Source organism: Bacteriovorax sp. PP10, from assembly GCF_035013165.1.
In the GTDB taxonomy this organism is placed as follows: domain Bacteria; phylum Bdellovibrionota; class Bacteriovoracia; order Bacteriovoracales; family Bacteriovoracaceae; genus Bacteriovorax; species Bacteriovorax antarcticus.
On sequence record NZ_JAYGJQ010000002.1, the window covers coordinates 770,991 to 796,888 of the forward strand.

A 25,898-nucleotide genomic window follows, 5' to 3' on the forward strand; every position below is an offset into this window, starting at 1 on the left:
TCGATCTATCACCTCAATTCTATCTTTCTGGGTACTTATCTCTTTAAATCGTAAGTTAACAATGTTTAAGGAGACACTAAACTGCCATACAAGTATGGCTATTTATCTTAAGATTGAGCCTAACAGGAATGACTCCAATTTCTGAATGTTATAGAGTAATTTTTGATTTAAAGGTATTTAACCATCGAACATTTGGGAGTCTGAACTTAGCCTAGAGCCTTATTTTTTCAAAGTCTCAAAATATCTCTTAAGCGAATCATATAAAGCATTAAACGCTTTCGGATCATTCAACCCTTTAAGCATTCCATAAAACCCTTCATGGGCCATCACTACAAAGTGGGCCACTTGTCTGGTATTAACATCTGCACGCAAATAACCGTCCTTCTTAGCGCGATTAAGCTCTTTCTCCATTCCTTCTATCCAATAAAGTAGAGCAGCTTGTAATCGCTCTTTAAAGCCTTCATCAACCGGCGCCATTTCTTGAACTAAATTATTAAGCGGGCATCCATAACGAAGCTCTTCAGGAGAAGCCTTACCAATAAGCGTTTTCATTTGAATAAGAATCCCATCTAAAGGATTTTTAAACTCCTTTAAAGGATCAATCCACCTCGAATAGGTCATAGGTTTAATCACATCATCTACCAATGCATACCCAAGATCGAGCTTCGTTGGAAACTGATGATAGAAGGCTCCTTTCGTCATAGAAGTCTTCTTCACAATGTCATCTATACTCACACCTTGAAAGCCGCGCGTGAAGACTTCCCAAAAAGCAGCATCTAAAATCTCTTGTCGGGACTTCTCTAAGTTACGGGTTTTCTTGATAGTTTTAGTTTTTTTAACCATGGATTCATTCTAGCAGGTTGTGACCATCTTTACAACATACCATTTAGTATGTTAGTGTGTAAGTAACCAAGGAATCATTATGAAACTTAAAATCTTTTTCTCTCTCCTAAGTGTTCTCGTTTTATTTCTTATTTACGTCTCTACAAGAGAAGGTAAGTTTAATTATTCAGTCACGATGCCAGTGAATGCTCCCGTTGAAAAAATCTTTCCTTACTTAAGTGACCTTAAGCTCGGTAGTGAGTGGTCGCCATTTGAAAAAGTCGATCCTGACATGAAGAAAGAGTATGTCGGTAATAAGCTTATCTTCGATGGAAATAGCAAAGCAGGTTCAGGCAGTGTTGAGATTCTAAAAGTTGTTCCTAATGAAAGTGTAGAATTGAAACTCATTATGACTAAACCGTTTAAAGCAGAAAACTTGATTACATATAAAGTTGTTCCAACGCAAAACGGAGTCGATTTCACTTGGAGTATGTCAGGTGATGGTGGCTACATGGGAAAACTTATGAACGTATTTATTGATTGTGAAAAAATGATTACAGATCAATTTAGATCAGGAATTAATAACCTTAAACAAATTGTAGAGAAATAAGGAGTTTTTATGAATGGCCCTATTTGGATTAATTTACCTTCGACAGATTTACCTCGTGCAAAGAAATTCTTTACTGAAATTGGTTTTAAGATAGATTCAGCTCACGAAACTCCTTATATGGTGAGCATGTCAGTGGGACAAAATCAGGTTGTTATGAATCTTTTTGATTCAAAAATGTTTCAGGGTTTTATTGGCGGACAAACTGTGACTGATGCAGTGAAGTCGACTGAGGTTTTATTTTCTCTTGGAGCAGAGTCTCCTGAGGAAGTTGATCAGCTAGCACGTAAAGTTAAGGCGGCCGGTGGAACAATTTATGCAGAGCCTGGTTATACAGATGGCTGGATGTACGGTTTTGGTTTTATAGACCTTGATGGGCATCGCTGGAATGGTCTTTATATGAATATGGCGAAGATGCCGAAATAGGATTTGAGTATGATGAAACCAATACTGACTACGCTTCGTTGGGTGCCACCGTTTGCTCATGGTTATGTTAAAGATTTACGCGTTCGATGGGCGCTAGAAGAAATAGGTATTGCCTATGAAACTAAGCTTATTGGGCCTGAAGATCAACCAACAATGGAGTACCGTAAGATTCAACCTTATGGACAAGTACCGGCCTACGAAGAAGATAGTTTAAAGATTTTTGAATCAGGAGCGATTGCTCTTCATATTGCTCATAAATCAGAATTGCTTTTGCCAGTAGAAGCGACTGCACGTGCTCGTGCAATTGTATGGATGTTTTCTGCTCATACTTCTATTGAACCTTATATTCATAATATTGGATCTGAAATGTTGACGTCACGATTGAAAGACCTGACGAGTTGGCTTGAAGGAAAAGATTATTTAGAAGATCGTTTTACCATTGGTGATCTTATTATGACGACAGTCCTAAGAGACTTAGGTGATGACGATATTATTATGAAGAATCCAGTACTACTAGCTTACAGATCTAGATGTGAAGGACGCCCTGCTTTTAAGAAAGCTCTAAACGATCAGCTTGAAGTTTTTAATAAACATAAACCTAAGGAAGCTTAAATGAATACAAATCCCAAATTAGATTTAGTTCTTAATAAAATTTTAGACATCACACCCGAGCAAGCGTGGAAGGGATGGACTACACCTGAGCTTTTCGGTGAATGGTTTTGTCCGAAACCTTGGAAGGTTGTTGAAGCAAGACTTGATCCGCGTCCAGGTGGAGAGTTCTTCACGATGATGCAATCACCAGAAGGGGATAAATTTCCAAATACGGGATGTATTCTTGAAGCGATTCCTGGGAAGAAACTAGTTTGGACAAGTGCTTTATTAGAAGGTTTCAGACCTTCAGAAAATAAAGACATGTCTTTTACTGCAGTTATTCTTTTAGAACCGTATGGAAAGAATCAAACGAAGTATATAGCGATTGGTATGCATGGAAATGAACTAGATCGCAAAAAGCATGAAGACATGGGCTTTGAACAAGGTTGGGGAATTTGTGCTGATCAGTTAGAAGCAATGATGAAGAGTTTATAAAAATACAAGACATCGGAATTTTTTATTCCCAAAATAGTGCCAGCAGACTTGTGGTTGTGCAGCTGCGCTACCACAAGTCTGCTGGCACCTTTTAACCTTTTAAAGCAAATAGATTGGTTATTTTCGCAAATAATTCATGGTACAGAATTTGCATTTTATATTAAGAGGCAAATATAAACCAAGGAGCATTTATGGATACAAATCTTAACCGTGACACGACAAAAAATAGAACACCTAATTTAGAAAATTCAACTCCGGTTGTAATAAGTAGAACTTTCAATGCTCCAGTTGAGCAAGTTTGGAAAGTATGGGCCAATGCAGATCTTATGCAGCAGTGGTGGGGTCCTGAAAATTATACATCACCGAGTGCGAAAATTGATTTTAGAGTGGGAGGTAAATCTTTATTGGCGATGAAAGACTCTATAGGAGCAGTCGTATGGAGTGGTGGAGTTTATAAAGAAATTATTCCCTTTAAAAAGATTGTAACAACAGACCATTTTGCCGATGAAAAAGGACATGTTATTCCGGCGAGCGAAGTGGGAATGACAGGTGACTGGCCTCTAGAGTGCCTTATTACAGTTGAGTTTAGTAGTCCTGTTAAAGGGCAGACTAAGATGACTATTACCCATAAAGGAATTCCACAAGAAATGCATGATGATTGCGTTGATGGATGGAATAGTTCAATTAATAAACTTCAAAAACTTGTAGAACATCATTAAGTTTTAATATTGAAGGCCATCGAAAGATGGTCTTCTTACATGAGCCATCGTTTTTTCATCAAGACATATGAAATGAAAAAAGTGACCACACCGATTAAAAGTAAATATATCGATCCCATTCCAAAAACATTGAGTTTTCCCTGATCTAATAGGATGGATTTAATCGCTTCATAAAAGTGATAAGAAGGAAGTAGCGGAGCTACGACATCTAATTTTTTTGAGAAGTCCGATAATGCAGAAGGGAGCAAGTGAGGAAGATAAAAAATTATACCTAAAATTCTTGCGCTGGCCTGATTACGACATAAGAAGCCCAGAAAGATTCCATATGAACTAAAGCAAAAGCTTCCTAAAAGAAGTATTGAGATATAGCTTAAATTGAATCCTAATTTAAAATTTCCCATTAGATGAAGTATGAATACCGACGCAGTCGTCAGGATCATACCAGTGATGGCCTTGGCTAAAAGCCATTCAATTTCTCGCATTGGTGTTTGGAGTAAGGAAACGAGTAAGCGCTTTTCTTTTTCTTCAGCGACCTGTGAAGGCATTATAACGAATCCTACGAGTAGGACGAGCATGAGAATCCAGGTCGGCAAACTTTCTTTTTGTATATCTGTCGACTGCATTGCTGTGATATTTGAAATCCAGTTCTTTTTTCCTTCAATCGTCTGTTGAAGGGCATGCATACTTTCGATAATGGAGAGAGTTTTGAGTGATTCTTTCTTTAGAACAATCAATTCTTCAGATTTTAGTAATAATCCATCAAGCTTCTTTTCTTTTATTTGTTTTTTACCATCTTCTATTGTCTCTACATTAACAACATTAAAGATCTTGTCGGCAGATTTAATAGATTTAAGAATAATCGGAGTATAAATTTCATTCTTTATAATTCCTAAATTCATCTTTTGGAATTCAGATTTTTTTGTATCAACTAATTTCAAAGTGAGAAATACAAATAGAGGAATAAAAAAAATCAAAAAGATAGTCTTGTTTTTAATAGCAATAGCTAAATCATTAAGTATAAGTGTCCAAATGTTTTTAATCATTGTAGATAAAGCTCATTGTGAAGTTTTGATTGAAAGTACTTAGTTGGACTTCCGTCAAAAACAATACGCCCTTGATGAAGCACCATAAGTCTCGTGGCCAGGTTTTTTATTTCTTCAGGTCTATGAGTAGTGAAGAGAATGGTTTTTCCAGCGGTATGAAACTCTCTAAGGAGTTTAAAGATTTCTTTGGTCATTTCAAAATCTAGTCCCGAAGTCGGTTCATCAAAAAGAAGTATCGGAGGATCTGATAAGATCGAGCGCCCGATATTCACTCTTTGCTTGAGACCTTTTGATAAGCTTTGGACTTTGGTATTTCGATATGAATCGAGATCGAATTCTTTGAGTAGCTCGTCGATACGGCCCTTTTTAATGTTAAAAAGTTTAGCAAAGAGTTTGAAGTTATACTCAACCGAAAAAAACTCATACAGGTTAGGAGTTTCTGAGACGAATCCAATTTTTCTCACCATCGCTAATCTGTCAGTGAGATTGATACCGTCTATTACAACAGATCCAGAATCGGGTAAGTGAGTGTTAGATAAAATTTTTAATAGAGTCGATTTACCTGCGCCGTTATGGCCCACGATAGCGATGAGTTCACCTTTATCTACATTAAAGCTTGTGGGGAATAGCCCGCGAGTTTCATTATAAACTTTGGTGAGATTTTTGACTTCGATCATTAAACCATTCTTATGATTACTAAAACTAAGATCACGCAAACTAATAGATACAGCATAATTTATTCCTTACAATGAAGTTTTCTGTGTGCCATGCACAGCTACGAGTGTATTTGCAAAACAAGTACCTACTTTAAGTAGACGAATTGTCTACAAAATGGAGAAACCTAGTGTTTTAATGGGGCAAAGTTCCGCTTCGTGCATTTTGAAATCGACCCTATTATGGTAAAAATCCAGCTAAACTAAAATCAGGAACCTTGTGGGAAATTATAACGTTGTCGTCATCGACTTTGAAACTACTGGTCTTTCACCCAACATGGGAGAAAGAGCAATTGAAGTAGGTGCTGTTCTCTTAAACAACAATCAAATCGTCGATCGTTTCCAAAGTTTAATGAATCCAGGAAAGAAAATTTCAGCATTCATCGAAAGCTATACTGGCATTAGCAACAAGATGCTTTCAACAGCTCCTAGTATCGCTGAAGCGATGGGAGAGCTTAAAAATTTTATTGGCAATAATCACCTCGTTGCTCACAATGCTTCGTTTGACTCGAGATTTTTAGATGCGGAGTTTGATAGAATTAAGCATAAGAGAAAAAATGAATTTGCTTGCTCGCTCTTGATGTCTAGACGAATTTATCCAGAAGCTCCTAATCACAAACTCGAAACCCTTGTTCGTTATAAAAATCTAAAAACAGATGGCGTTCATCACAGGGCACTTGCTGATGCTGAAATGACTGCGCATCTTTGGATTAGATTAGTAGAGGACATTAAACAAAAATATAAATTTGATCATGTCTCGTTTGATATCATCCAAAAGATTTCTAAAACGCCTAAAGATAAAATTCCGGAAGTGATGAAGAAGATTAGAGAGCAACTTCATTAGTCAACTTCATAGACTGTACTTAATTCCCCCTAATTGACGTGAATTCTATTCGGCCTAAAATAGACCCATGACTAAACTAATTATGATTCTTTGGCTTCTTTCGGGCCTTATCTCTTGCGCTTCGGCCTCAAGAGACAAACTAGGTAAAATTGAGAATACTGAAGAGATGCTAGATCTCGCTGAAGCTAGTGCTTCGCCTGGCGGGAGAAAAGTTCTTGAAGCTTCAAGATCTATGATCTCAAATCAAGAACTGCATGTAGGTGGTTGTTGGAATTATATCAATGCGGTTTATGACCGAGCTGGATATCAATCAAAGCAAAGAGAGACAGTTTATAAAAGTAAATTTAATGGACCGTATGTTAAGTCAGATGTGATTCAAACAGGGGATTGGCTTTATTTTGTGAATCACTCTTTTAGTGAGTCCGAGCATAGTGCAATTTTTGTTGCATGGATTGATGAAGACAAGAAAGAAGCTCTGATGGTTAATTATGTTGGTGGAAATAAGAAGAAGCCTGGGACCTATAAAAGATTTATTTTAGATGAAGTTTATAATGTTTTTAGGGCGCAAGATTAAAAGCTGCTGCATGATTTAGGCAACTTCTTTAATTACGACTTCACCTTTTATACCCGCTTTATAAAGCTGATCTTGAAGAGCATATTTAGCGAAAGTTTTTTTCGGCATACCTAGGGCATCTGCAAAAGCAATCGCTCGTTCTACGCTCACAAGCTTACGACCTTTTTCGATATTACAAAGATCTTGTTTGGAAATACCTATCATTTCTGCTATCGTAATTTGATTTAATTCTTGTGATTGTCTATGCGCCTGAAGCATTTCACCAAAGCTGATGTGGCCTGTGATTTTTCGGATTGCTGATTTTGCTTTAATTTTATTTTTAGTAATCATGGTTGTTGACCTCAAGAACTTCGACAGTAAGTGAATTCGTTTGCTCATCTAGCTCATAAATAATTCGCCAACTTTTATTGAGAGAGCTTGACCTTTGTCCATAGCGATCACCTTTAAGTGAATGATCGCGGTATCCTCTAATTTTTTGCATTTCTTGATAGCCTTCGTTTTCAATGATCTCTACCCATAAATCAAAAAGAACTTGAATATACCTGGGGATTTTTTTTAGATCCCTCTGTGCGCCTTTGCTTAAGTTTACAATGCTTTTCACGCAACTCCTTGCAGTATACCTTTTTGGTGTACTTTGGTCAATGGTAACTAATTTTTGCATAGATGTAGGAGGATTCTAAAAGCTAAGTATTTGATTAATAGAATGGGATTTAAGTGAAGGTGCAAGAATTGACGTTAAGGTCGTTGATTCTTGCACTATTGAATTAATAGGTTAGTTTAAAAAGATTATCGGTAAAGTGCTAAAGAGATGAGTCTAATCTCTAGTGTTAATGTTTCATACTATTTAGCTTTTTAGAACATTCGTCATGATAACTTTGAAAATTGGCCGGACATTCTTCAGGCTTAGTTTTCCCACCAATACAATCTTCAGTCGTCTGCAGGCAGAATTTTAAGTCTTCAACCTTTCCTGAATTAACAATAGATCTCCAGTAAAGCGCTTCGGCCTTCGCTTCACATTGGGCCATGAGATAAGCCGTGTTTGGATGCTTTAAATATTTCAGAAGTATGCTTTCTTGATTTTCTTTACTGAAGTTTAATTTCTTATAATCCTCAGAGTAGTGCTCTTTCAAATCACTAGTGATCTGTTGCATATTCGTCGTGTGCATCTTCGCGCAGTTCAAGAAATAAGTGTAATCAGTATTAGTGCTAAAATTCTCTTCCAATTTCTTAGCGATAGATAGGTCTTCACATAAGTAAGTGAATCTTGTTTTTAAATCTGAATTAGAAAGATCAAGAATGTCTTTACCGAGAAGACTTGGATTAGCACAGGCCCCTTCAACATTTACTTTCTTAAGTACCAAAGACTCTCTGAGAGAGGCGACAGAAACAGGCTGAGTAACGATGAGTTTTTTCTTGGCCTCAATATTTTTCATATAAAAATACAAAGACGCGATAATTATAACGACAACAATACTAATTGTAAGAATGATATTTTTTTTCATAGGTAAGGAAAATACCATAAAGGAGAGATCAATTCTAGTCGTAATCTGCTGGCATTCCCCAGCCCGCATAAAAAAGTAACTAAGAGATTTTAATGCAGTACCTCTACCACAAGTCTGGTGGAACCTTTAGGCTTATAGCAAGGAGAGTTTAAATGTTTTTAGAAGACAAAAAATATTTTCAAGTGGATGTTTTTGGAAAAAGTGGAATGAAAGGAAATCCCGTCGCCGTATTTTTTGGCGGTAAAGATCTTTCAACAGAAGAGATGCAAAAAATTGCAACTTGGATGAACTTATCAGAAACAACTTTCGTACTTCCTCCAACAAATCCTAAGGCCGACTACAAACTTAGAATATTTGATCCATTATCCGAAATGAAATTTGCAGGCCATCCAACACTTGGTTCCGCAAAAGCTTTTTTGGCCGCAGGTCATGCTTCAAAAGATTCACAAAAGTTGATCCAAGAATGTCAGTTAGGTCTTATTGACGTTTTTATAAGCAGCGATGATATTTTATCTTTTGAGCTTCCAAGCGCTTCATTGATAGAAATTAATAAAGAAGTGAAACGAGAGTTTGCGGATGCACTTAAAATATCTCATGAGATGGGAGATCTTTTATTACTTGTTGATGTTGGTGCAAGGTGGGTGACAGGAGAACTAAAATCTAAGGAAGAACTTTTAAATTTGAAACCTGATATGCCTCAACTCGCTGCTGTTTCTGACTTTCTTGGAGTTGATGGTGTGACTTTGTTTGCCAAGGATCAAAACGACAATGGGCCTATTGAGGTTCGCTCTTTTGCTCCGGCGATGAATGTAAATGAAGATCCAGTTTGTGGCAGTGGTAATGCCTCTGTTGGATTTTATATTTTGAAAAACAAATTAGCGATTGGCCCTAAGTACACTTCTCAACAGGGAAGAGCTATGGGGCGAAATGGGGAATTAAAAATTGAATTAATTGGGGAGCGCGTTCGTGTGGGCGGGCAGACGAAAGTTTGGCTCAAAGGCGAATATAGTACCGATGACCTTAACGGGTAAACTTTAGAGAAGTTGAAGTTGTATTGCGCATATGTGAACGACCTTTCTGGTACGAGAGTTGCACTTTATCTTTTGGAGAAAAATATAAACCAAAGGATAAATCTATGGACACAACTCTCAACAGCAGCACGGAAACAGAAGAAAAAATCCATTTAGAATCTTCGCCCATTGTTAAAGTTGCACGAATGTTTCACGCACCAATCGAGCGAGTTTGGAGAGCGTGGTCAAATGAGGAGCTTGTAAAGCAGTGGTGGGGACCTGAAAGCTACACTGCCCCAAGTGCTAAAATCAATTTTCAGGTAGGAGGTAAATCTTTACTGGCCATGCAAGATTCGAAAGGGAAAATTGTCTGGAGTGGTGGAGTCTATAAAGAAATTGTTCCCTATAAAAAAATTGTGACTACTGATTATTTTTCTGATGAAAATGGAAATATGCCTGGTAAATGGTCACTTGATTATCTTATCACCGTTGAGTTTAGTATTACTGAAGAAGGGCAAACTAAAATGACTATCGCCCATGAAGGTATACCAAAAGAAATACATGATGATTGTGTTGCTGGCTGGAATAGTTCAATTAATAAGCTTCAAAGACTTGTAGAGCATCACTAATAAGGAGAGTGAATTCCAGCAGATTTTTTAAGTCTGCTGGAGTTTACGATTATTAAAAAATATAATTAATTCCAGACGAAAAATTCTGAGAAAGATACTTAAACTTCGCATCAGGAGAGTCTTGCTTCAAGATCTCATATTTAAACAATACCGAAAAACTACTCGCAAACGTTTTAGTAAGCGAAGCACCCAGGAAATAATTCTCTTCGCTATCTCTCTTGGCAATCGTCCCTGTGTTGCTTAGGAAACGAAGTCCACCCCAGATATCATAATTCATATTCCACTTAAGAGTTGTCATGAAGAAATTTAACTTCGTTGACCAATTTGTCGTCGCACCATAACGGTCTTGGAAAATTTTGTTCCAGTCTACTGAAAGTTTCACCAGGCGCGTATCATTAATGGAAACGATTTCAGAAATCTCTATCTGATGTCTTGTCCCGTCGTCATCAAAAGCGCTGTGATAAGTTTCATAGTGATAGTCGAGAGTGGTTGCAAATGTTTTTTGTCCCAGAATGAGTTTTGTAAAACCAAATCTCCACGAGTCTTCTTGGGTCGTAAAATCGTCCTGAAACTCTTGTGCCTGTCTTCTTTTACCTTTTTCGATACTGACAAATGTCTGGTACTTCATTTCTTTGGAAGATGAACTATATCCAAAGTCTGAACCAACGTAATAAGTAATTTGATCAAAAGATTTCAAATAAATATTGCTACCGATGTAGTTGAGGTTTCGAAGTGCGAAGTGGGGACGTACAAAAAAGTTCGTGTAGAAATTCTTTTGAACTTTAAAATTCAGGTTCGTTTCAGAGACAACAGTGTCCTGTCGTACAATATTTCGGTCATACATATTATACTTATCAGTATTGATGTGGCCGAAATCAAAACTTTGATTGAATTTAATTTTTAGATAATTAACTAAAGGAACACTGTCTTTTGCTTCTTTGATTTTAGTTAAGAAAATATCATGAACAGTATAGTTTAATAAATCGGCCGTTTTGTTAAGAAGTAGAGACGAAGTGTCTTCCGCCACGTTAACTCCTGAACCAACCAAGTCAGCACCTTTCCCAACTGTCGATCCAACAAACCCTGTATTCTCACGAAGCATTGTCGCCGAGTCTTTAATGGTGTTGTAAGTTTTCTCTCCTACATTTGTCATAGCGTTTGCAACAGGAGTGATCCCACTGTTAAGAGTAGAGGTCACATTATGAAAACCTTTTTGCAGTACATCCGTTGTGAACATGAAACCTTTTAGTGGATGGAGAATTAATCCTGGAGGTGCCACGTACTCACCAGATTCTTCATCAATCCCTCCAAATTCGACAGGAGGATAGTACAGATCATTTTGAGCATCGTACTCACTGTCTTCCGGCGGATGAATATAGATCCCGGTTTTTAAATCGAGGTAACCACCACTTTTAATCGTGATATTTCCTCTGGCCTGGTCTTCAAAATACTCGTCGTTAAGAAAATTCTTGGGAGTTGGAACGAGGTTGTTATCTTTTTTTGATAAGTCGTTTTCAGATTCGATTGATTTAGATTCTTTTGGTCTGATAATCTTTTGGCCCGAACCCTCTTTCAATTCCTGGTTAGCATCTAATAGTGCAAACTGAAGCGGCGAAATTTTAATAGGGGGTGAAGCTTTGGCAGCGTTATAAAAAACACCGGAGATGTATCCAGGAGGAATGCTTATCTTGTCATGCTTTTCAAATTCTTTCTCAGACATTAAGTCATTTGAAGTATTTTCGGCAAATTCAACTTTACCTTCATAGGTAAGAACGGTTGAAACATTATTGTCAGGATTATAGATGATGTGAAAATCTGTCCCGCGAATTCCCAAAGCGGCCGATTTGGTCTTAATAAGAAATTTGTAATCCTTATTATCTTTTTTATCAAAATTGGCCCTTAATTGCCCTCTTAATAAAGCGAGTGTTGAGATTTTTTGAGCTTTTGCTTTTATGAGCTTGATTGAAGAATTAGGGCCTAATGAAATTCTACCACTATTGGCATAGATGATTTTCACAAAGCTTTTTTCTGAAGTATTGATGACATCATCTGTGCGGAGTTCATCGTTAACTTTGAGAAGATCACCGGTTTTTTCTAGCTTAACTTCGCCCCTCAAAGACTCAATTTTAAAGTCAAAAGCATAAGCGTTAAGTGTTCCAAGAAGGAAGCTGATATATAAAATTTTTTGCATTTCATAATGTTACTAGAGGATCTGATTTGGCACTACATAAATATTAATTGATCATATTAGTGGACCTATTTTAAATTCATTTTGAAAATTTCAATTGTCCTATCCCAAGCAAGTGCCGCTGCTTCTTTGTTATACCTAGGCGTTGAATAGTTTTGATTCATTAAGTAAAGATTAGATAAGAATAATGAGTTTGCCATAGGAGTATTAAGGCATAGAATGATAAAGAAGCTTTTTAGGCTTTATTAAATTAAGGGGTGTGTATGTTAAAAGTTTTATTGGTAAGTTCTGTTTTTTTATCTATGAATGCTTTTTCACAGACACAAAATAAACCTGATCCCAACTCACAAATTAATGCTGACGAACAAGTTAATGGATTGCCTGGTGGTTCGGCAGGGGCAGCTTACTCAGTGAGAACTAAAAAAAGATCTATCAAAGCACCGGCCGTTATTGCACCTGTTGAGAATACGACTCCAGCAAACTGTGCGGATAGTTTAGGCGGGAAAGGGAGTGCTAATTTTACAGCGTGTGAAGCTGCTAAAAGAACCAGATAAGATCATGGCACTGGAGCGCAACAATAAAAGTTGCGCCTTTACCTCATTGATTTGGCCTCAAGATCAAGTAGTAATTCTTTACTTCTAAGTCCGCCAGCAAAACCTGTCAGCTTTCCATTTTTTCCAATGACTCGATGGCATGGAACAACTATAGAGATAGGGTTTTTTCCATTTGCTGCGCCGACGGCACGTGAAGCTTTTGGTGATCCCATTTTTGTCGCCAATTCACCATAGCTACGAGTTTCACCAAATGGAATTTGACGAAGTTCATTCCAAACCATTTGTTGAAAAGAAGTTCCCATTGGATTTAAAGGCAAATCAAATACTTTCCTTTTTCCGGTAAAATATTCTTTTAATTGGTTTTCTGTTTTTAGCAGAATGGGGTGTTTATCCGAGATTCCCATTTTATCTAAACGTACTCTACCTAACTTTTCTTTTTCCCATAAAATCGCAACAAGCGCTTCATCAGTTGCAACTAGTTTTAATTTTCCGACGGGAGAATTGATTTCTTTAAAAAATAGTTTCATACATTTTTCCTTTTTGTGATTTAGAAGCAGTCTACTGTAAAAACTATTCAAGTTCTGGCCATTTTCGGACATCAACATTTTTTACAGTCAATTTGCTATAGTATTGGGCAAATTGGCACATAACCTGCTTCTAATATATAGGAACTTTTTTTAGGAGGGTTGTATGGAAACGATTTTTGAAGACAGACGACAGGCCGGAAAAAAGCTTGCCTCACGAATTAGATTAACCGAGGAAGAAAGATTAAATACAATTGTGCTGGCATTACCACGAGGCGGTGTTCCTGTGGCCTATGAAGTAGCACGTGCTCTTAATTGCCCTTTAGACGTTTTGATCGTACGGAAAATTGGTCACCCTCATAATGATGAATATGGTATAGGTGCCATGACAGAAGATGGTTCTTATTGGTTAAATCCAGAAGCGTCGGTGAGCCATATTCCGACAGAAACAATTGACTCGATTATCAGGAAAGAAAAAAAAGAACTTGAACGCAGAATAAAGAAGTATAGAGATCATCCGCTTCCTTCGCTCACTGGGAAAAATGTTATTTTAGTTGATGACGGTCTCGCGACAGGAGTGACAGCAAAAGTCGCTGCACGATTTGTAAGATCTCAAATGCCTGACAAGATCATCCTCGCAGTGCCTGTGTGCGCTTCTGACTCTGCAAAAAAAATACGCCAGGAACTCGATCAGCTTATTTGTGTGAATGAGACGAAGTATTTTTTAGGTGTAGGTATGTTTTATAAAAAATTTGATCAAACTACTGATGAGGAAGTTATGGAACTTTTATCAAGAAGCAGAGGTACGCAATCTCTTGAAATTGAAATTCCCAATGAAGGCGGAATTAAAACTAAAGGAACACTCACTGTTCCAGATCATGCGAAGGCCATGGTGATCTTTGCTCACGGAAGTGGCAGCAGTCGATTTAGTCCAAGAAATCAGGAAGTAGCAAATGTCTTAAATAAGGCCGGCATTGCGACACTGTTATTTGATTTACTAACTGAAGATGAGGCCCGTGATCGACATAATGTTTTTGATATTCCTTTTCTTGGAATCAGACTTATTTCAGCGACAAAGTGGATTAGGCATCAGGAATTTGCTAAGAATTTAGCGATAGGATATTTTGGTGCAAGTACCGGAGGAGCTGCTGCACTTTGGGCAGCAGGAGAAACGAATAGTAATATTGCGGCGGTTGTTTCTCGTGGTGGAAGACCTGACTTAGCGATGGATAGACTGCCTCAAGTTAGTGCACCGACATTATTAATTGTTGGAGAAGAAGATAAGGATGTTATTAAACTTAATAAACTCGCATTTACTGAATTAAAGAACGCTAAGATCTCACTTATTCCACATGCGACTCATTTATTTGAAGAGCCTGGGACATTAGAGCAGGTTTCGATGGAAGCGACAGAGTGGTTCCTTAAATACTGTGTAGGTGAAGTGAGTGAAGAAGTTACAGAAGAGTATATTCCACCAGAATTTAGTAATGTGCTTCCTTTTAAGAGATATGTAGATCCGAAAAGATATGAACGTTAGTGAAGCTAGCTGATATCTTAGTTAATTAAGATATCAGCTCGCAAATTATCTATAAGTTGTTGCATGTGAAAAGCACTGTTCCACCCATGTGATCACCCGCTTTAAAAATATAACGGCCATCAAATGTCTGGGTCGTTTTTGTTAAATCAATGACAAAAGCGCCCCACATGCCACTTTCTAATCCAGCAGTATGAATGGCGTCGAATTCTTTAAATTGAGTGTAGCCTTTGTATCTAGCAGGTTTATAGTTAAGGTTTGATGAAAGTTTATCAAAAGCAAAGAATCCCAAATAAGAGTTATTAACACCAATCTCTTCATTCTCAATAAACACTTGTTGAACAAAGATATGGCCAATTACATTTGTTAATTCTTTTGTCTCTTTGTTTACTGTAAAGCTGATTTCAGCATCTACTTTCATTCCATTTGGTTCATTTTCTTGAATAGCTTTTTGTGAACGGCAAATGACATCTTCTGAGAAGGCCTGAGTGGCCAGAATAAGTGCAGCAAGGATAATAAGTAATTTCATTTTTGCCCCTAATTGATATGTGACTATGTTTTTAAAATAAAACAGAGTTCTAACTGCAAGGTAGGGGCCGTTTAAAATTGCGGCCAATACGGGGGGACATACTGGCCGTAATTCTATTACGAAAGGGGACATTTACAATGCTTAGTCATTTTATTAAGCAATTTTTCTAAGAGTGCCGTGATCATCAAGTCCTAAGTTCAGTAGGTAGCATTTATAAGTTGCTCCCACTTTGTAAGGCATCTCAATCTTTTCACATCTGATATCTTTTCCGAAGCGAACAGTGATCTTTGGCATATCCCATCCATCAGTAATTTGTTCTGGAGCATCTATCAGTTCGTCGAAAATTTTCTCAGCTTGTTTATGATCAAGCATTAGGTCGATATTTAGGTATGAGTGCATTTTTTTTCTTAAATTTTCCATATATAATTCCTTTCTTTTTTATTTCTATTATTAATATTTTACTGAAATTGTAATCTGGTTATCATTGATGTCAGCTTGCATGTCTTTCGAGTACATATTAAGTTCTTGTGAAAAAGTATTAATTGCTCGACCGTCACATCCATATCCATCTTTTACCTCGGCCTTAATTTCGTATACATGACCAGGTTCGTAGTTATTTAGGTAGGCCATTGAATTTGGCATAAGACATACTGAATCTTTGACTTCATCCTTTTCAGTAACTGTAACTTGAACTCCGTTCATACTTCTCATTTGGTTATTAACAAAAAGATTCTCTGCGTGTGCCATTCCTGAAAATGCTGTGATTAAAGTTGCAAGTGATAGTAGTGATAATGTCTTTTTCATAATGATCTCCTAAGTAATTTTTTGGCGCTCGTTAGTGAGTGTCTGATTTCTATATCGCAAGGTATGTACCAAGACTTAAATCCCGTAAAAACAATTGGTTACGCGCTTTGCAAATGTCGAGTTTTCGGCAGTTGCCGGAGTTTCGGCAATGACCTTGTTGGGATTTCGGCAGAAGTGTTGTCGGAATTTCGACGTTCATGTAATCTTAGATTCATCATTTTCGACAAAGGTATAGATATGAAAGCAACAGTTATTTTTAAGCCACTTGAGTACAGTATTGAAGCTGTAGGAGAAAAATGGCATCAAGGTGATTTACTAAAAGGTACGTTGAAGATTAAGAATCACAGTGCTGAAAGAATTGAATTACCTTTATTAAAGGTTGCTGTGTGTGAAGGTCATTATAAGAAAATTAAAGCAAAAGATGCGAAGGGATGGAAATGCATCTCCGAGAATGTTCTTGCTGAAAATTTAACTATTAATCCTTCCGAAGAAAAAGATTACTCATTTGAATTTAAATTAGCTGAGACATGTGCGATCACAGATAAAACTGGATCTCTCTATCTGGCATTCTTTGATAAAGATGAAGCCATTCCTGCTGGGAATATTGAATTAGTTATTGCACCCAAAATAATCGTAAAGCAGATCCTGGAGATTTTTGAAAACTTCCTTCGCTTTAAAGTTAAAGAAACAAAGTCTGGTAAAGGGATGGTTGAAATAAAACTCGTTCCTCCAACTTCTCGTGAGCTTTCTAATGTCGATGGATTACTTCTAAGTATTTCTGAAGTTGATAAGAATTTAACACTTAAGTATTTTTTCAATTTCCGCATTCTAAATATTGCTGGTGCCACTATGCAGTCAGAAAAAGCGACAAAAGAAGTAGAGCAGAATTTTACTTCGAAGCAGTACCTGATTTATGGGGATTCGATTAACCAGGATTTTATTATTCAGTCAGTTCAGGAAGTCTTGAATGGCGTGAAGACTAAGATGCTTTAAGAATGAATAAAATAAACGTCATTGGCACAAGTGGTTCTGGTAAATCTACTTTCTGTAAAAAGCTTGCGGCCACTTTAGACTTCCCTCATATCGAAATGGATAAAATTTTCTGGGGACCAAACTGGAAATGGCCTAGTGATGATGAGTTCTTTGGGAATTTAAAACAGGCCCTAGAAAAAACCAACTGGATTCTCGATGGAAATTACACTCGTACTGTTCCTATAAAATGGGAGAGTGTCGATGTGGTAATCTGGCTTGATTATTCTTTTTTTCGTACTTTATTTCAGGCCATTAAAAGAGCTGCTCACAGAGCATGGACTAAGGAAGAGCTTTGGGAAGGGACGGGAAATCGTGAATCATTCCGTAAAAGTTTTTTCAGCAAGGAGTCTATCATTTGGTGGACTATTACGACTCATGGGCAGGTTCGTAAGAAATATGAAAGCTACCTGACTAATCCAAAATTCTCACACATAAAGTTTGTCCGTCTAAAAAGTCATAAAGATGCCGAAGCATTTTTAAGAGCACTCTCTTAAACTCAATATTTCCTTAAGCTTAATGGTACTTGATAGTATTTCTACTTCCATTAATTAGATTTGCTTCTATCTTGAGTAATTCATTTTTGCAAAACGCATAATAATGCACTTTTCATTGGCAAATCCATCATCAATAAGCTTAAAATTTTCTTTTTTAAAAAAATAATACGTAAAACCCAATAGAGGTAGATAGATGAGCGTTAAAATCCCAACAGAAGTAATTAACTGCCAGAACTTTGTTAATGGTCAGTTTAAGAATGCAACAGGTGCAAAAGTCGAAATCGTAAGCCCAATCAATGGCAAAAAAATCGGTGAGATGAATAGCACAACTAAAAGTGAAGTCGATGCTGCTTGTGAATCAGCAAATGCTGCTCAAAAATTATGGGCAGAAGTTCCGATGAAAGAACGTACGAAAGTCATGTTTAATTTCAGAAATATTCTTATGCGTGACTTTGATGAGATTGCTCATTTAAAAAGTTCAGAGTCTGGAAAGTGTTTCGAAGAAGGAAAAGCAGGCCTTATGAAAGGACTTGAAGTTCTTGAATACGCCATCGCTCTTCAGAATATGGACCTGGGTGGAAGAACTGAAGTGTCTCGCGGTGTAAGCTGTGAGTATAGACGTGAGCCAGTTGGTGTTGTCGCTAACATCACTCCTTTCAACTTTCCGGCAATGGTTCCTATGTGGACTATTCCTATTGCTCTGACTCTAGGAAACGCTTACATCTGGAAGCCATCTGAGAAAACTCCATTAACATCAATTAAGATTGCAGCAGCTCTAAAAGAAGCTGGTCTTCCGGATGGATTGTTTCAAGTTCTTCAAGGTGGACGTGAAACAGTTGAAGGAATTATCGATAACAAAAATGTTAAGGCGATTGGATTTGTTGGTTCAACGAAAATTGCTAAAACTGTGTACGAGCGTGGAACTCAACTAGGTAAGCGAGTGCTTGCATTAGGTGGAGCAAAAAACCATATCGTTCTTCTTCCTGATGCAACTCCAGATCTTGCTGGTGTTGGTATCAGTGATTCATTCACTGGGTGTGCAGGACAACGTTGTATGGCAGCTTCAGTGTTATTAGCTGTTGGAGATGTTGATCAGCACATTAAAAAAATTATTGAACGCGCTAGTTCTTTGACACTTGGAAAAGATATGGGAGCGATCATTACGAAAGCTCAGGTTGAATTCCTAAATGGTGCTATCACGAGAGCAGAAGCTGCAGGCGCAAAAGTATTACTTGATGGTAGAAAGGCGAAAGCTCCAGCTGGATTCGAAGAAGGAAACTGGATTGGACCAACTGTTCTTGATCATGTTCAACCAGGTAGTGAAGCTGCTGGAGTTGAGTTATTTGGGCCGATCATCAGTATCGTAAGATGCAAAGATATTTCAGAAGCAATGAAAGTTGAAAATAGTGTTGAATACGGGAACGCATGTTCTGTGTTTACACAAAATGGAGCTCTTGCTGAAAAGGTTATCAGAATGGCAAGTGCAGGAATGGTAGGAGTGAACGTTGGAGTTCCAGTTCCTCGTGAACCATTCTCATTCGGTGGGATTAATTCTTCGAAATTTGGTCATGGAGACATCACTGGTCAACATTCACTGGATTTCTGGAGCAACATTAAAAAAGTAACAGTTAAATGGGAAAAACAAAACGACAACAATTGGATGTCGTAAATTTGAGGCAAGCATATGCAAGACACTACTGAAAAGAAATTCAAGAGATCAGCACACGTTGTACTAACATCACACTCAAAACAACTTTATAAAAGTAGTTTGACTGTAAACTGGGGAGCAAAAACTCCTGCAGAAAGAAGCCCGGTTATCGGGTCTCTTACTGATATTAAAGAAAGGAACGCGATCGGTACTCACAGCGGAAGTTATTCTGTTTACCGTGCGCTTTCAATTGCTCAAGGTTCATACGATACAAATCACAGACCTGATTTGCACAATACAGAAAGTCCGGTAAAAATCGGGCCGTACGCTTCGTGGTCAGATCCAGACAAGATGGTATCAATCGATCCATGGGGACTTGATGTTCAGATCAATTTTAAAAAGCTTTACGATGAAGGCTACGATATTCGTCCGACAATTTCGGTGACTCAAGCTCACTTACAATTGCCAGAGATTCATATGGCCATCGCTGCTGGAAGATTAAAAATCGACGGTAAAATTGTAAAAGAAAATATGGACGTAAAGGTAACGAAAGTTGCCCTTGAACCAGTTTGGTACTTACCAGGGATCGCAAAACGCTTAGGTGTTGATGAAGGCGAACTTAGAAAGATTCTTTTCCAGGAAACTGGAGGAATGTTCCCTGAGCTTGTGACTCGTCCGGATTTAAAAGTTATGTTGCCACCTATTGGAAGCACGACTGTTTATATTTTTGGTAACCCACAAGACTTAGCTAATCCTGCTATCGAACTTACTTGTCGCGTACACGATGAATGTAATGGATCTGACGTATTTGGTTCAGACATTTGTACATGTAGACCTTACTTAACTTACGGTATCGAAGATGCTGCTCGTACTGCTCAACGTGGTGGTGTTGGTATTATCGCTTACTACCGAAAAGAAGGACGTGCTCTTGGTGAAGTAACGAAATTCTTAGTTTACAACGCTCGTAAACGTCAGGAAGGCGGAGACTCTGCTGCGACTTATTTCCGTCGTACAGAATGTGTTGCCGGAGTTGAAGATGCTCGCTTCCAGGAATTGATGCCGGATATTTTACAATTTTTTGGAATCACAAAAATTCACAACCTGCACTCAATGAGTAACATGAAATACAATGCCATCGTAAAAAGTGGAATTGAAGTTGTGAATAGAATTTCTATTCCACCTGAATTGATTCCTCAAGATGCTCAAGTTGAAATCGAAGCAAAAAAGGCCGCTGGTTACTTCACGAATGAAGAAGTTAAAAAAGGCGAGGATCTAGAAAAAGTTAAAGGGAGACCAATTGATGAATAAGACAACGAATTATACAGAAAAGGATTTAGACTTCCTTTTATCTCCAGCAGCTGTTCGCCAAAGTGCTGAAGCTATTTTTGAAATGGCACAATCTGGAAAAACTCATTTTCAATATCATCCAGAGAAGTTTGATGAAGTTGTTGATTACGTTATTGACGTGATTAATGAAAATTACCCAACTCATGAAATCCCGTTCCATTCGAGATGGGGACATTTCAAAGCTGGTGGAATCAATCGCGCTGATTTTTTAAATGAAAAAATTAAAAATCGTGATGCAATGGAGCAAGCAAGAATAAAACTTGATTTTGTTATCACTGCTGTACTTCTTGATGCTGGCGCTGGAGCAGCGTGGAACTACAATGAAAAATCATCTGGAAAAACTTTTAACCGTTCTGAAGGTTTAGGAGTTGCAAGCTTCTACCTATTCATGGACGGGGCAATGTCAGAAGATGGATCTCTTAAAGCAACAGCACAAGGTTTACAAAACTTAACTGCAGAAAAGTTAAAAGAAGTTTTCCAGGTAACAGAAACAAATCCTCTTGTTGGAGTTGAAGGGCGTTTATCTCTTCTTAAAAACTTAGGTAAGACTGTTGCTGAGAAAAAAGAATTATTCCCTCTAGGAAGACCAGGAAGCATCGTTGATTATCTTGATCTTCGTTATGGAAAAACGATTACTGGTCCACAACTTCTTAGAGCTGTTCTTGATGGTTTAGGAGAAATCTGGCCAGGAAGAGTTAAGGTTGCAGGAGTGAATCTAGGAGATGCTTGGTTGTACGATAAAGTTCCAGGTGGACTTGCAGTATTCCATAAACTTTCTCAATGGATGACTTACTCTTTAATCGAGCCCTTACTAGACGCTGGTTTCACTGTAACTGATCTTGATAAATTAACAGGCCTTGCTGAATACAGAAATGGTGGAGTGTTACTTGATAGAGATCTTATTACACTTCGCGATCCAAAATTAGCAGAACAAAGCCACAGACCAGACTCTGAGTTAATCATTGAATGGCGTGGTCTTACAGTTGCTTTATTAGATCGTATTGGTGCTCAAGTTCAAAAGAAATTGAATAAAAGTCCAAGCGATTTCCCACTAGCAAAAGTACTTGAAGGTGGAACTTGGTGGGCCGGAAGAAAAGCAGCAAAAGCAAAACGCGCTGACAGTTCTCCGCCACTAACAATCGAAAGTGATGGAACAGTATTTTAAGATTTTACTAAAGGGAATTATATGACAGGTAAAGTGACAGTAATTAAGCATCCACTTCTTAAACACAAGTTGGGGCATTTAAGAGATAAGCACACAAACTCAAATGACTTTAGAGAAATCACAAAAGAGATCTCTAAAATCTTAGCTTATGAAGCGATGAGAGAGTGGGATCAAATGGAAACGGTTTCTATTGAAACTCCGATTGCTAAAACGACAACTGAAAGGATTAAGAATCCACCAGTGGTTGTTTCTGTATTAAGAGCTGGAAATGGAATGTTAGACGCCGTTCTTTCAATGATTCCTATTTCAAGTGCAGGGTTCATCGGGATTTATAGAGATAAGTTTATTAACAACACTGTTGAGTACTATTTCAAAATGCCTGAGAACATCAAAGGAAAAGAAATTCTTCTTTGTGATCCACTACTGGCAACTGCAGATACGATTATTGCAGCAGTAGACCGTTTAAAGCAGTACGAAGTAGGAAAGATTAAGGTTCTATGCATGATTGCAAGCAAGTCAGGACTAGAGCGCCTACATTATTTCCACCCGGATGTTGAAGTTTTAACTTTAAATGTTGAAGAGGAAATGAACGAGTCTGGCTATTTGGTGCCGGGACTTGGAGATGCTGGGGATCGCTTGTTTCAAACTAAATAAAGGATTCAGTATGGTTGCACCTTATGTAATTGGCGTCGCTGGTGGGAGTGGATCGGGTAAAACTTTTTTTGCTCGTGAACTGCAGAAAATTCTCGGCGACGAGCTTTGCACGATTATTTATCAGGATAATTACTATATTGATCAGTCTCATCGTTTTGACGGTGATGGTGGATCAGTGAATTTTGATCATCCTGATAGTCTGGACTTTGGTTTGCTGGCCCAAGGGCTTGGTGAATTGAAGAAAGGGAATTCGATTAAGGTGCCTTTGTATGAGTTTTCGAATCATACGAGAAAGAAAGAAACGATTGACTGTCATCCTAAGAAGATTATTCTGGTGGATGGTATTTTGATCCTGGATTCAAGTGTAGTGAGAGCGCAGCTGGATGAAGCTGTGTTTTTTGATACACCGGAAGAGTTGCGATTTGAGCGCAGGCTGGATCGTGACGTGAATGAAAGAGGAAGAACTGCTGATGGAGTTAGAAAGCAGTTTGAGTTGCAAGTGAAGCCAATGCATAACCAATTTGTGGAACCGTCGAAGGCCTTTGCGCAGACGATTGTGAAGGATTTTGGGGATTACCATGAGGCGATTGAGTTTTTCACAAGGAAACTTACCTAAAACTATTCTTAACGTAATGGCCTCGAAAGAGGCCTTTTTTTATAGTTTTCTATAGGGATGAATTAAACAAAAGTGTGTTAACATGTATGATACAATTTAATATCCTTATAGAGAGCTCTTATGACTAAAAGTTTTGAGATTGATTTACCAAAAGAAATTATGGATGTATTTATCCAATTTGCTTTAGTGGGATTGTGTTTTTTCTCTTCAGTTAAAATAATTAAACATTATGGTTCGTTGGATAAAATCAGCGTTTTGACTGTTGTCGCTTATGGAGTTGCCGTTTGTTTATTGGCCGGTATTTACTTTTTTGTAAATGCAGCGATCAAAAGCATAAAAAGGTATTACAGTGAACTGCCATTGGAGCTTGTCATCTATGACGATAGGATGGAAGTCTTTTGTAATATTAAAAAGTTTTCTCTCTATTCAGAACTTCAACATAAAGTAATCATTTTAGAAACGATTAAGAAAATTTCGTTAAAAGGCTCTCCTGATGCGAATGTTTGTTGGGTTAAAATATTGTATGTGGATAAGGGGAAGTTGAAAAAAGTTTCAATCAATAAGACAGTATTTAAAAGTTCAAAATCATTTAAAGAATTTTTAGAAGAATTAAAAGAAAGACATCTTCTAAAATCATGAAAAAGAATCAAATTCTAATATTAACATTAATTCTATTTTCCTTGAGTCTAAAGGCCGATGAAGTCAGTGTCGCTTTTGGAGAAAAACTTCCACCATTTGTTATGCCTGAATTGAATTCAGGAATTGAAGTCGATATAGTTCGAGAAGCACTTGCAGTCAAAGGCCATGTTTTAAAGGCCGTCTATATGCCAATGGCACGCATTCCAATCGCTTTTAAAAATCATAAAGTTGATGTTGTCATGATGGACGTGGGAGTAGACATGGATCTTTTAGGTGGTTATTACGGAAATCCACCTGTCTTATATGATAACGTTTTTATCACTCTTAGAAAAAAGAAAATAGTTATTAAAAGGCCAGAAGATTTAATCGGCCTTCGAATTAATAGTTTTATTGGTGCACAGAAGAGATACCCTCTCTGGTTGGGGAAATTGAGTGCTGATCACTATATTGAAAAAAATGATCAGTCTTCTCAACCGATGCTTTTAAGTTTAGATCGATTCGATGTTATTTTATGTGATCGCAATATTTTCAAATATTATTCAATAGAATCACAAAAAAAATCTCGGTTTAAAAATTTTGAGGTTGAAGAACATTCTTTTGTTACTGTTAATCCTCAAGATTACCGTCCTGTTTTTTATAATAAAAAAATTCGAGATGATTTTAATTTGGGACTTAAGTCTTTAACTAAAAGTGGCCGCATAAAAGCTATCTACGACAGTTACTTGAAGAAAATTTAAGTAGATCAAATTGGTTTTTTCGAAGGCAAAGAAAATAAGCCATACTTAACAACGCTGAAATTATTGTAATATCGCTTTCATCAGTGTTAACTTTTCACTAGATGATCAATATTTTTGATCACCTCCAAAATAATCTTGTACCAGCGTGGGAGATTTCATGACGGAATTAAAAAGAGTACTTGGTCTTCCTATGCTGACGTTCTACGGAACAGGGATGATTTTAGGAGCAGGAATCTATACTGTCATTGGAAAGGCCGCAGGTGTCGCCGGTGAAAGTATTTGGTTAAGTCTTATTTTTGCGGCCTTCTCCGCGGCCCTTTCCGCCTTATCTTACGCCGAACTCGCATCAATGTTTCCCAGTGTTGGTGGCGTCTATGTTTATCTCGGAGAAGCTTTTCCAAAAACTAAATGGATTTCAAACTCGAGTGGTTTGATGATGTCACTTGCAGGAGTCGCTACTTCTGCAGCAGTTGCTCTCGCTTTTGCCGGATACGTGCAACACTTTATTGAATTTTCACCTGCGCTGATTGCCTGTGCCGTATTAATTATTTTTACCGGTACTAATATTTTAGGAATTCAAGAAACCAGTTGGATGAACGTTGTATTCACCTTGATTGAAGTTTTTGGTCTATTGGTTTTTATCTATCTAGGAACACAATCACCAAAATTTGGAGAGGCCTTATATACGATGCCTACATTCGCAACACTTTCAGGTAGCGCCCTGATTATTTTTGCTTATTTTGGTTTTGAAAATATGGTGAACTTTGCTGAAGAAACTAAAAATCCAGAAAAGACACTTCCTCGTGCGATCTTACTCAGTATTTGTATTACAACTATATTGTATGTATTAGTCGCACTGGCCGCCATCAGCCTTCTTCCTATAGATCAACTTGCTCACAGTAAGGCACCTTTATCGGATGCAGTTCATCCTATTTCCTCAAAACTTGCAGGCGCTCTTGGTGGTATTGCCCTTTTTGCAACGGCGAACACTGTTCTCATTGCATTGGCAACGACGAGTAGAATTTTATATGGGATGGCAAAAAAGAAAGCAGTACCGGCAGTCTTTTGTAAGCTTCATCCAACAAGACAGACACCGTGGGTTGCAGATGTTCTAATATGTGTTCTCTCAATTGCAATACTACCGTTAGGTAAGGTTGAAATCCTCGCCAGCATTTCTTCATTTGCGACAATGGTTGCGTTTTTTGCAGTTCACGTAGCTCTGATTGTTTTGAGGGTTCAAAGACCAGAACTGGAAAGACCATTCAGTGTTCCTTTTAGTTTTAAAGGAATTCCAGTTTTGCCTGTAATGGGTGGATTGGTAACGCTTCTTCTAACTCTGCAATTCGAAAAAACAGTGTATGTCGTCGGTGCAGTCTTTCTCGTTATTATCGTTGTTTCTCAATTGGTGAGAAAGCGCTAGCTTAATGCTTTGCTCGCTCGTTTTATAACGCTGCTCGT

At 37.7% G+C, this 25,898-nt stretch carries 33 protein-coding genes; 21 read left to right on the forward strand and 12 right to left on the reverse strand.

From position 1 onward, the window contains the following. Positions 1-219: 219 nt before the first annotated feature. Positions 220-843 carry a TetR/AcrR family transcriptional regulator gene (locus SHI21_RS13645; protein WP_323577192.1) on the reverse strand — a complete coding sequence of 208 codons (624 nt, stop codon included), beginning with the start codon at positions 841-843 and terminating at the stop codon, positions 220-222. 79 nt (positions 844-922) lie between these two features. On the opposite strand from SHI21_RS13645, the gene SHI21_RS13650 reads away from it, so the two are divergent. From SHI21_RS13650 to SHI21_RS13670, 5 genes are all read left to right on the forward strand, one after another. Continuing rightward, positions 923-1,432 (forward strand): SRPBCC family protein, encoded by a 510-nt coding sequence (locus SHI21_RS13650; RefSeq protein WP_323577194.1) that lies wholly within the window; start codon positions 923-925, stop codon positions 1,430-1,432. A gap of 9 nt (positions 1,433-1,441) precedes the next feature. Further along, the gene (locus SHI21_RS13655) at positions 1,442-1,855 is read left to right on the forward strand and encodes a VOC family protein (protein WP_323577195.1); all 414 of its coding nucleotides are present in this window, start codon (positions 1,442-1,444) and stop codon (positions 1,853-1,855) included. A gap of 9 nt (positions 1,856-1,864) precedes the next feature. Then, entirely contained in the window at positions 1,865-2,467 is a 603-nt protein-coding gene (locus SHI21_RS13660) for a glutathione S-transferase family protein (protein ID WP_323577197.1), read from the forward strand. Beyond that, positions 2,468-2,941, forward strand: a complete 474-nt coding sequence (locus SHI21_RS13665) for an SRPBCC family protein (RefSeq protein WP_323577198.1) — start codon at positions 2,468-2,470, stop codon at positions 2,939-2,941. Between the two features lie 191 nt (positions 2,942-3,132). Then, complete coding sequence (locus SHI21_RS13670) at positions 3,133-3,660, forward strand: SRPBCC family protein (protein ID WP_323577200.1); 528 nt, start codon at positions 3,133-3,135, stop codon at positions 3,658-3,660. 35 nt (positions 3,661-3,695) lie between these two features. Here the strand turns inward: SHI21_RS13670 and SHI21_RS13675 are convergent, their stop codons facing one another. Together SHI21_RS13675 and SHI21_RS13680 are read right to left on the reverse strand one after the other, a co-directional pair. Further along, positions 3,696-4,703: an ABC transporter permease gene (locus SHI21_RS13675; protein WP_323577201.1), complete on the reverse strand. Its 1,008-nt coding sequence runs from the start codon at positions 4,701-4,703 to the stop codon at positions 3,696-3,698. Beyond that, positions 4,700-5,380 (reverse strand): ABC transporter ATP-binding protein, encoded by a 681-nt coding sequence (locus SHI21_RS13680; protein WP_323577203.1) that lies wholly within the window; start codon positions 5,378-5,380, stop codon positions 4,700-4,702. Before SHI21_RS13680 ends, SHI21_RS13675 begins: the two co-directional genes overlap by 4 nt. Positions 5,381-5,636: 256 nt before the next feature. Here SHI21_RS13680 and SHI21_RS13685 point away from each other — a divergent pair, with 256 nt between their 5' ends. Both SHI21_RS13685 and SHI21_RS13690 read left to right on the forward strand, forming a co-directional pair. Beyond that, positions 5,637-6,260 (forward strand): 3'-5' exonuclease, encoded by a 624-nt coding sequence (locus tag SHI21_RS13685; RefSeq protein ID WP_323577205.1) that lies wholly within the window; start codon positions 5,637-5,639, stop codon positions 6,258-6,260. A 67-nt stretch (positions 6,261-6,327) separates the two neighbouring features. After that, entirely contained in the window at positions 6,328-6,834 is a 507-nt protein-coding gene (locus SHI21_RS13690) for a hypothetical protein (RefSeq protein WP_323577207.1), read from the forward strand. 15 nt (positions 6,835-6,849) lie between these two features. On the opposite strand, the gene SHI21_RS13695 is transcribed toward SHI21_RS13690, so the two are convergent. The 3 genes from SHI21_RS13695 to SHI21_RS13705 form a co-directional block, all read right to left on the reverse strand. After that, positions 6,850-7,164, reverse strand: coding sequence for a helix-turn-helix domain-containing protein (locus tag SHI21_RS13695; protein WP_323577209.1), 315 nt, complete (start codon positions 7,162-7,164; stop codon positions 6,850-6,852). Then, positions 7,154-7,435 (reverse strand): type II toxin-antitoxin system mRNA interferase toxin, RelE/StbE family, encoded by a 282-nt coding sequence (locus SHI21_RS13700; RefSeq protein WP_323577210.1) that lies wholly within the window; start codon positions 7,433-7,435, stop codon positions 7,154-7,156. Before SHI21_RS13700 ends, SHI21_RS13695 begins: the two co-directional genes overlap by 11 nt. 226 nt (positions 7,436-7,661) lie before the next feature. Further along, entirely contained in the window at positions 7,662-8,336 is a 675-nt protein-coding gene (locus SHI21_RS13705) for a hypothetical protein (RefSeq protein WP_323577211.1), read from the reverse strand. A gap of 152 nt (positions 8,337-8,488) precedes the next feature. Between SHI21_RS13705 and SHI21_RS13710 the strand changes: the two genes are divergently transcribed. Both SHI21_RS13710 and SHI21_RS13715 read left to right on the forward strand, forming a co-directional pair. Further along, entirely contained in the window at positions 8,489-9,367 is an 879-nt protein-coding gene (locus SHI21_RS13710; protein ID WP_323577213.1) for a PhzF family phenazine biosynthesis protein, read from the forward strand. Positions 9,368-9,471: 104 nt separating this feature from the next. After that, positions 9,472-9,975: an SRPBCC family protein gene (locus SHI21_RS13715; RefSeq protein ID WP_323577215.1), complete on the forward strand. Its 504-nt coding sequence runs from the start codon at positions 9,472-9,474 to the stop codon at positions 9,973-9,975. A 52-nt stretch (positions 9,976-10,027) separates the two neighbouring features. On the opposite strand, the gene SHI21_RS13720 is transcribed toward SHI21_RS13715, so the two are convergent. Continuing rightward, complete coding sequence (locus SHI21_RS13720) at positions 10,028-12,166, reverse strand: FecR family protein (protein WP_323577217.1); 2,139 nt, start codon at positions 12,164-12,166, stop codon at positions 10,028-10,030. A 65-nt stretch (positions 12,167-12,231) separates the two neighbouring features. Next, positions 12,232-12,363, reverse strand: a complete 132-nt coding sequence (locus tag SHI21_RS13725; protein WP_323577218.1) for a hypothetical protein — start codon at positions 12,361-12,363, stop codon at positions 12,232-12,234. A gap of 63 nt (positions 12,364-12,426) precedes the next feature. Between SHI21_RS13725 and SHI21_RS13730 the strand changes: the two genes are divergently transcribed. Next, on the forward strand, positions 12,427-12,717 hold the full coding sequence (locus SHI21_RS13730; protein WP_323577219.1) for a hypothetical protein: 291 nt from the start codon (positions 12,427-12,429) through the stop codon (positions 12,715-12,717). A gap of 38 nt (positions 12,718-12,755) precedes the next feature. Here SHI21_RS13730 and SHI21_RS13735 read toward each other — a convergent pair whose 3' ends face one another. Continuing rightward, positions 12,756-13,244 carry a methylated-DNA--[protein]-cysteine S-methyltransferase gene (locus tag SHI21_RS13735; RefSeq protein ID WP_323577221.1) on the reverse strand — a complete coding sequence of 163 codons (489 nt, stop codon included), beginning with the start codon at positions 13,242-13,244 and terminating at the stop codon, positions 12,756-12,758. 163 nt (positions 13,245-13,407) lie between these two features. On the opposite strand from SHI21_RS13735, the gene SHI21_RS13740 reads away from it, so the two are divergent. Further along, positions 13,408-14,778, forward strand: a complete 1,371-nt coding sequence (locus SHI21_RS13740) for an alpha/beta family hydrolase (RefSeq protein WP_323577223.1) — start codon at positions 13,408-13,410, stop codon at positions 14,776-14,778. A 49-nt stretch (positions 14,779-14,827) separates the two neighbouring features. Here SHI21_RS13740 and SHI21_RS13745 read toward each other — a convergent pair whose 3' ends face one another. The 3 genes from SHI21_RS13745 to SHI21_RS13755 all read right to left on the reverse strand — a co-directional run bounded on the left by SHI21_RS13745 (position 14,828) and on the right by SHI21_RS13755 (position 16,108). Then, a complete protein-coding gene (locus SHI21_RS13745; protein ID WP_323577225.1) occupies positions 14,828-15,304 on the reverse strand; it encodes a hypothetical protein in 477 nt (158 codons plus the stop codon). A gap of 153 nt (positions 15,305-15,457) precedes the next feature. Further along, on the reverse strand, positions 15,458-15,724 hold the full coding sequence (locus SHI21_RS13750; protein WP_323577226.1) for a hypothetical protein: 267 nt from the start codon (positions 15,722-15,724) through the stop codon (positions 15,458-15,460). Between the two features lie 30 nt (positions 15,725-15,754). Further along, positions 15,755-16,108, reverse strand: coding sequence for a hypothetical protein (locus SHI21_RS13755; RefSeq protein WP_323577227.1), 354 nt, complete (start codon positions 16,106-16,108; stop codon positions 15,755-15,757). Between the two features lie 237 nt (positions 16,109-16,345). On the opposite strand from SHI21_RS13755, the gene SHI21_RS13760 reads away from it, so the two are divergent. From SHI21_RS13760 to SHI21_RS13805, 10 genes are all read left to right on the forward strand, one after another. Continuing rightward, entirely contained in the window at positions 16,346-17,101 is a 756-nt protein-coding gene (locus SHI21_RS13760; protein ID WP_323577228.1) for a hypothetical protein, read from the forward strand. A gap of 2 nt (positions 17,102-17,103) precedes the next feature. Continuing rightward, on the forward strand, positions 17,104-17,634 hold the full coding sequence (locus SHI21_RS13765) for a P-loop NTPase family protein (RefSeq protein ID WP_323577229.1): 531 nt from the start codon (positions 17,104-17,106) through the stop codon (positions 17,632-17,634). A gap of 193 nt (positions 17,635-17,827) precedes the next feature. Beyond that, a complete protein-coding gene (locus SHI21_RS13770; RefSeq protein ID WP_323577230.1) occupies positions 17,828-19,303 on the forward strand; it encodes an aldehyde dehydrogenase family protein in 1,476 nt (491 codons plus the stop codon). Positions 19,304-19,318: 15 nt separating this feature from the next. After that, positions 19,319-20,590 (forward strand): GTP cyclohydrolase II, encoded by a 1,272-nt coding sequence (locus tag SHI21_RS13775; protein ID WP_323577232.1) that lies wholly within the window; start codon positions 19,319-19,321, stop codon positions 20,588-20,590. After that, a complete protein-coding gene (locus tag SHI21_RS13780; RefSeq protein WP_323577233.1) occupies positions 20,583-21,794 on the forward strand; it encodes a URC4/urg3 family protein in 1,212 nt (403 codons plus the stop codon). Before SHI21_RS13775 ends, SHI21_RS13780 begins: the two co-directional genes overlap by 8 nt. A 21-nt stretch (positions 21,795-21,815) precedes the next feature. After that, positions 21,816-22,448 (forward strand): uracil phosphoribosyltransferase, encoded by a 633-nt coding sequence (gene upp / locus SHI21_RS13785; RefSeq protein WP_323577234.1) that lies wholly within the window; start codon positions 21,816-21,818, stop codon positions 22,446-22,448. 10 nt (positions 22,449-22,458) lie between these two features. Next, entirely contained in the window at positions 22,459-23,064 is a 606-nt protein-coding gene (udk, locus tag SHI21_RS13790) for a uridine kinase (RefSeq protein ID WP_323577235.1), read from the forward strand. Positions 23,065-23,184: 120 nt separating this feature from the next. Further along, entirely contained in the window at positions 23,185-23,703 is a 519-nt protein-coding gene (locus SHI21_RS13795; protein WP_323577237.1) for a hypothetical protein, read from the forward strand. After that, positions 23,700-24,440: a transporter substrate-binding domain-containing protein gene (locus tag SHI21_RS13800; RefSeq protein ID WP_323577239.1), complete on the forward strand. Its 741-nt coding sequence runs from the start codon at positions 23,700-23,702 to the stop codon at positions 24,438-24,440. Before SHI21_RS13795 ends, SHI21_RS13800 begins: the two co-directional genes overlap by 4 nt. Positions 24,441-24,597: 157 nt before the next feature. Next, entirely contained in the window at positions 24,598-25,860 is a 1,263-nt protein-coding gene (locus SHI21_RS13805; RefSeq protein ID WP_323577241.1) for an APC family permease, read from the forward strand. Positions 25,861-25,898: the final 38 nt, after the last annotated feature.

Coding starts and splice junctions, on each gene's coding strand:
- SHI21_RS13645 (WP_323577192.1), bottom strand. CDS start 843: ATGGTTAAAAAAACTAAAACTATCAAGAAAACCCGTAACTTAGAGAAG.
- SHI21_RS13650 (WP_323577194.1), top strand. CDS start 923: ATGAAACTTAAAATCTTTTTCTCTCTCCTAAGTGTTCTCGTTTTATTT.
- SHI21_RS13655 (WP_323577195.1), top strand. CDS start 1,442: ATGAATGGCCCTATTTGGATTAATTTACCTTCGACAGATTTACCTCGT.
- SHI21_RS13660 (WP_323577197.1), top strand. CDS start 1,865: ATGATGAAACCAATACTGACTACGCTTCGTTGGGTGCCACCGTTTGCT.
- SHI21_RS13665 (WP_323577198.1), top strand. CDS start 2,468: ATGAATACAAATCCCAAATTAGATTTAGTTCTTAATAAAATTTTAGAC.
- SHI21_RS13670 (WP_323577200.1), top strand. CDS start 3,133: ATGGATACAAATCTTAACCGTGACACGACAAAAAATAGAACACCTAAT.
- SHI21_RS13675 (WP_323577201.1), bottom strand. CDS start 4,703: ATGATTAAAAACATTTGGACACTTATACTTAATGATTTAGCTATTGCT.
- SHI21_RS13680 (WP_323577203.1), bottom strand. CDS start 5,380: ATGATCGAAGTCAAAAATCTCACCAAAGTTTATAATGAAACTCGCGGG.
- SHI21_RS13690 (WP_323577207.1), top strand. CDS start 6,328: ATGACTAAACTAATTATGATTCTTTGGCTTCTTTCGGGCCTTATCTCT.
- SHI21_RS13695 (WP_323577209.1), bottom strand. CDS start 7,164: ATGATTACTAAAAATAAAATTAAAGCAAAATCAGCAATCCGAAAAATC.
- SHI21_RS13705 (WP_323577211.1), bottom strand. CDS start 8,336: ATGAAAAAAAATATCATTCTTACAATTAGTATTGTTGTCGTTATAATT.
- SHI21_RS13710 (WP_323577213.1), top strand. CDS start 8,489: ATGTTTTTAGAAGACAAAAAATATTTTCAAGTGGATGTTTTTGGAAAA.
- SHI21_RS13715 (WP_323577215.1), top strand. CDS start 9,472: ATGGACACAACTCTCAACAGCAGCACGGAAACAGAAGAAAAAATCCAT.
- SHI21_RS13720 (WP_323577217.1), bottom strand. CDS start 12,166: ATGCAAAAAATTTTATATATCAGCTTCCTTCTTGGAACACTTAACGCT.
- SHI21_RS13725 (WP_323577218.1), bottom strand. CDS start 12,363: ATGGCAAACTCATTATTCTTATCTAATCTTTACTTAATGAATCAAAAC.
- SHI21_RS13730 (WP_323577219.1), top strand. CDS start 12,427: ATGTTAAAAGTTTTATTGGTAAGTTCTGTTTTTTTATCTATGAATGCT.
- SHI21_RS13735 (WP_323577221.1), bottom strand. CDS start 13,244: ATGAAACTATTTTTTAAAGAAATCAATTCTCCCGTCGGAAAATTAAAA.
- SHI21_RS13740 (WP_323577223.1), top strand. CDS start 13,408: ATGGAAACGATTTTTGAAGACAGACGACAGGCCGGAAAAAAGCTTGCC.
- SHI21_RS13745 (WP_323577225.1), bottom strand. CDS start 15,304: ATGAAATTACTTATTATCCTTGCTGCACTTATTCTGGCCACTCAGGCC.
- SHI21_RS13750 (WP_323577226.1), bottom strand. CDS start 15,724: ATGGAAAATTTAAGAAAAAAAATGCACTCATACCTAAATATCGACCTA.
- SHI21_RS13755 (WP_323577227.1), bottom strand. CDS start 16,108: ATGAAAAAGACATTATCACTACTATCACTTGCAACTTTAATCACAGCA.
- SHI21_RS13760 (WP_323577228.1), top strand. CDS start 16,346: ATGAAAGCAACAGTTATTTTTAAGCCACTTGAGTACAGTATTGAAGCT.
- SHI21_RS13765 (WP_323577229.1), top strand. CDS start 17,104: ATGAATAAAATAAACGTCATTGGCACAAGTGGTTCTGGTAAATCTACT.
- SHI21_RS13770 (WP_323577230.1), top strand. CDS start 17,828: ATGAGCGTTAAAATCCCAACAGAAGTAATTAACTGCCAGAACTTTGTT.
- SHI21_RS13775 (WP_323577232.1), top strand. CDS start 19,319: ATGCAAGACACTACTGAAAAGAAATTCAAGAGATCAGCACACGTTGTA.
- SHI21_RS13780 (WP_323577233.1), top strand. CDS start 20,583: ATGAATAAGACAACGAATTATACAGAAAAGGATTTAGACTTCCTTTTA.
- upp (WP_323577234.1), top strand. CDS start 21,816: ATGACAGGTAAAGTGACAGTAATTAAGCATCCACTTCTTAAACACAAG.
- udk (WP_323577235.1), top strand. CDS start 22,459: ATGGTTGCACCTTATGTAATTGGCGTCGCTGGTGGGAGTGGATCGGGT.
- SHI21_RS13795 (WP_323577237.1), top strand. CDS start 23,185: ATGACTAAAAGTTTTGAGATTGATTTACCAAAAGAAATTATGGATGTA.
- SHI21_RS13800 (WP_323577239.1), top strand. CDS start 23,700: ATGAAAAAGAATCAAATTCTAATATTAACATTAATTCTATTTTCCTTG.
- SHI21_RS13805 (WP_323577241.1), top strand. CDS start 24,598: ATGACGGAATTAAAAAGAGTACTTGGTCTTCCTATGCTGACGTTCTAC.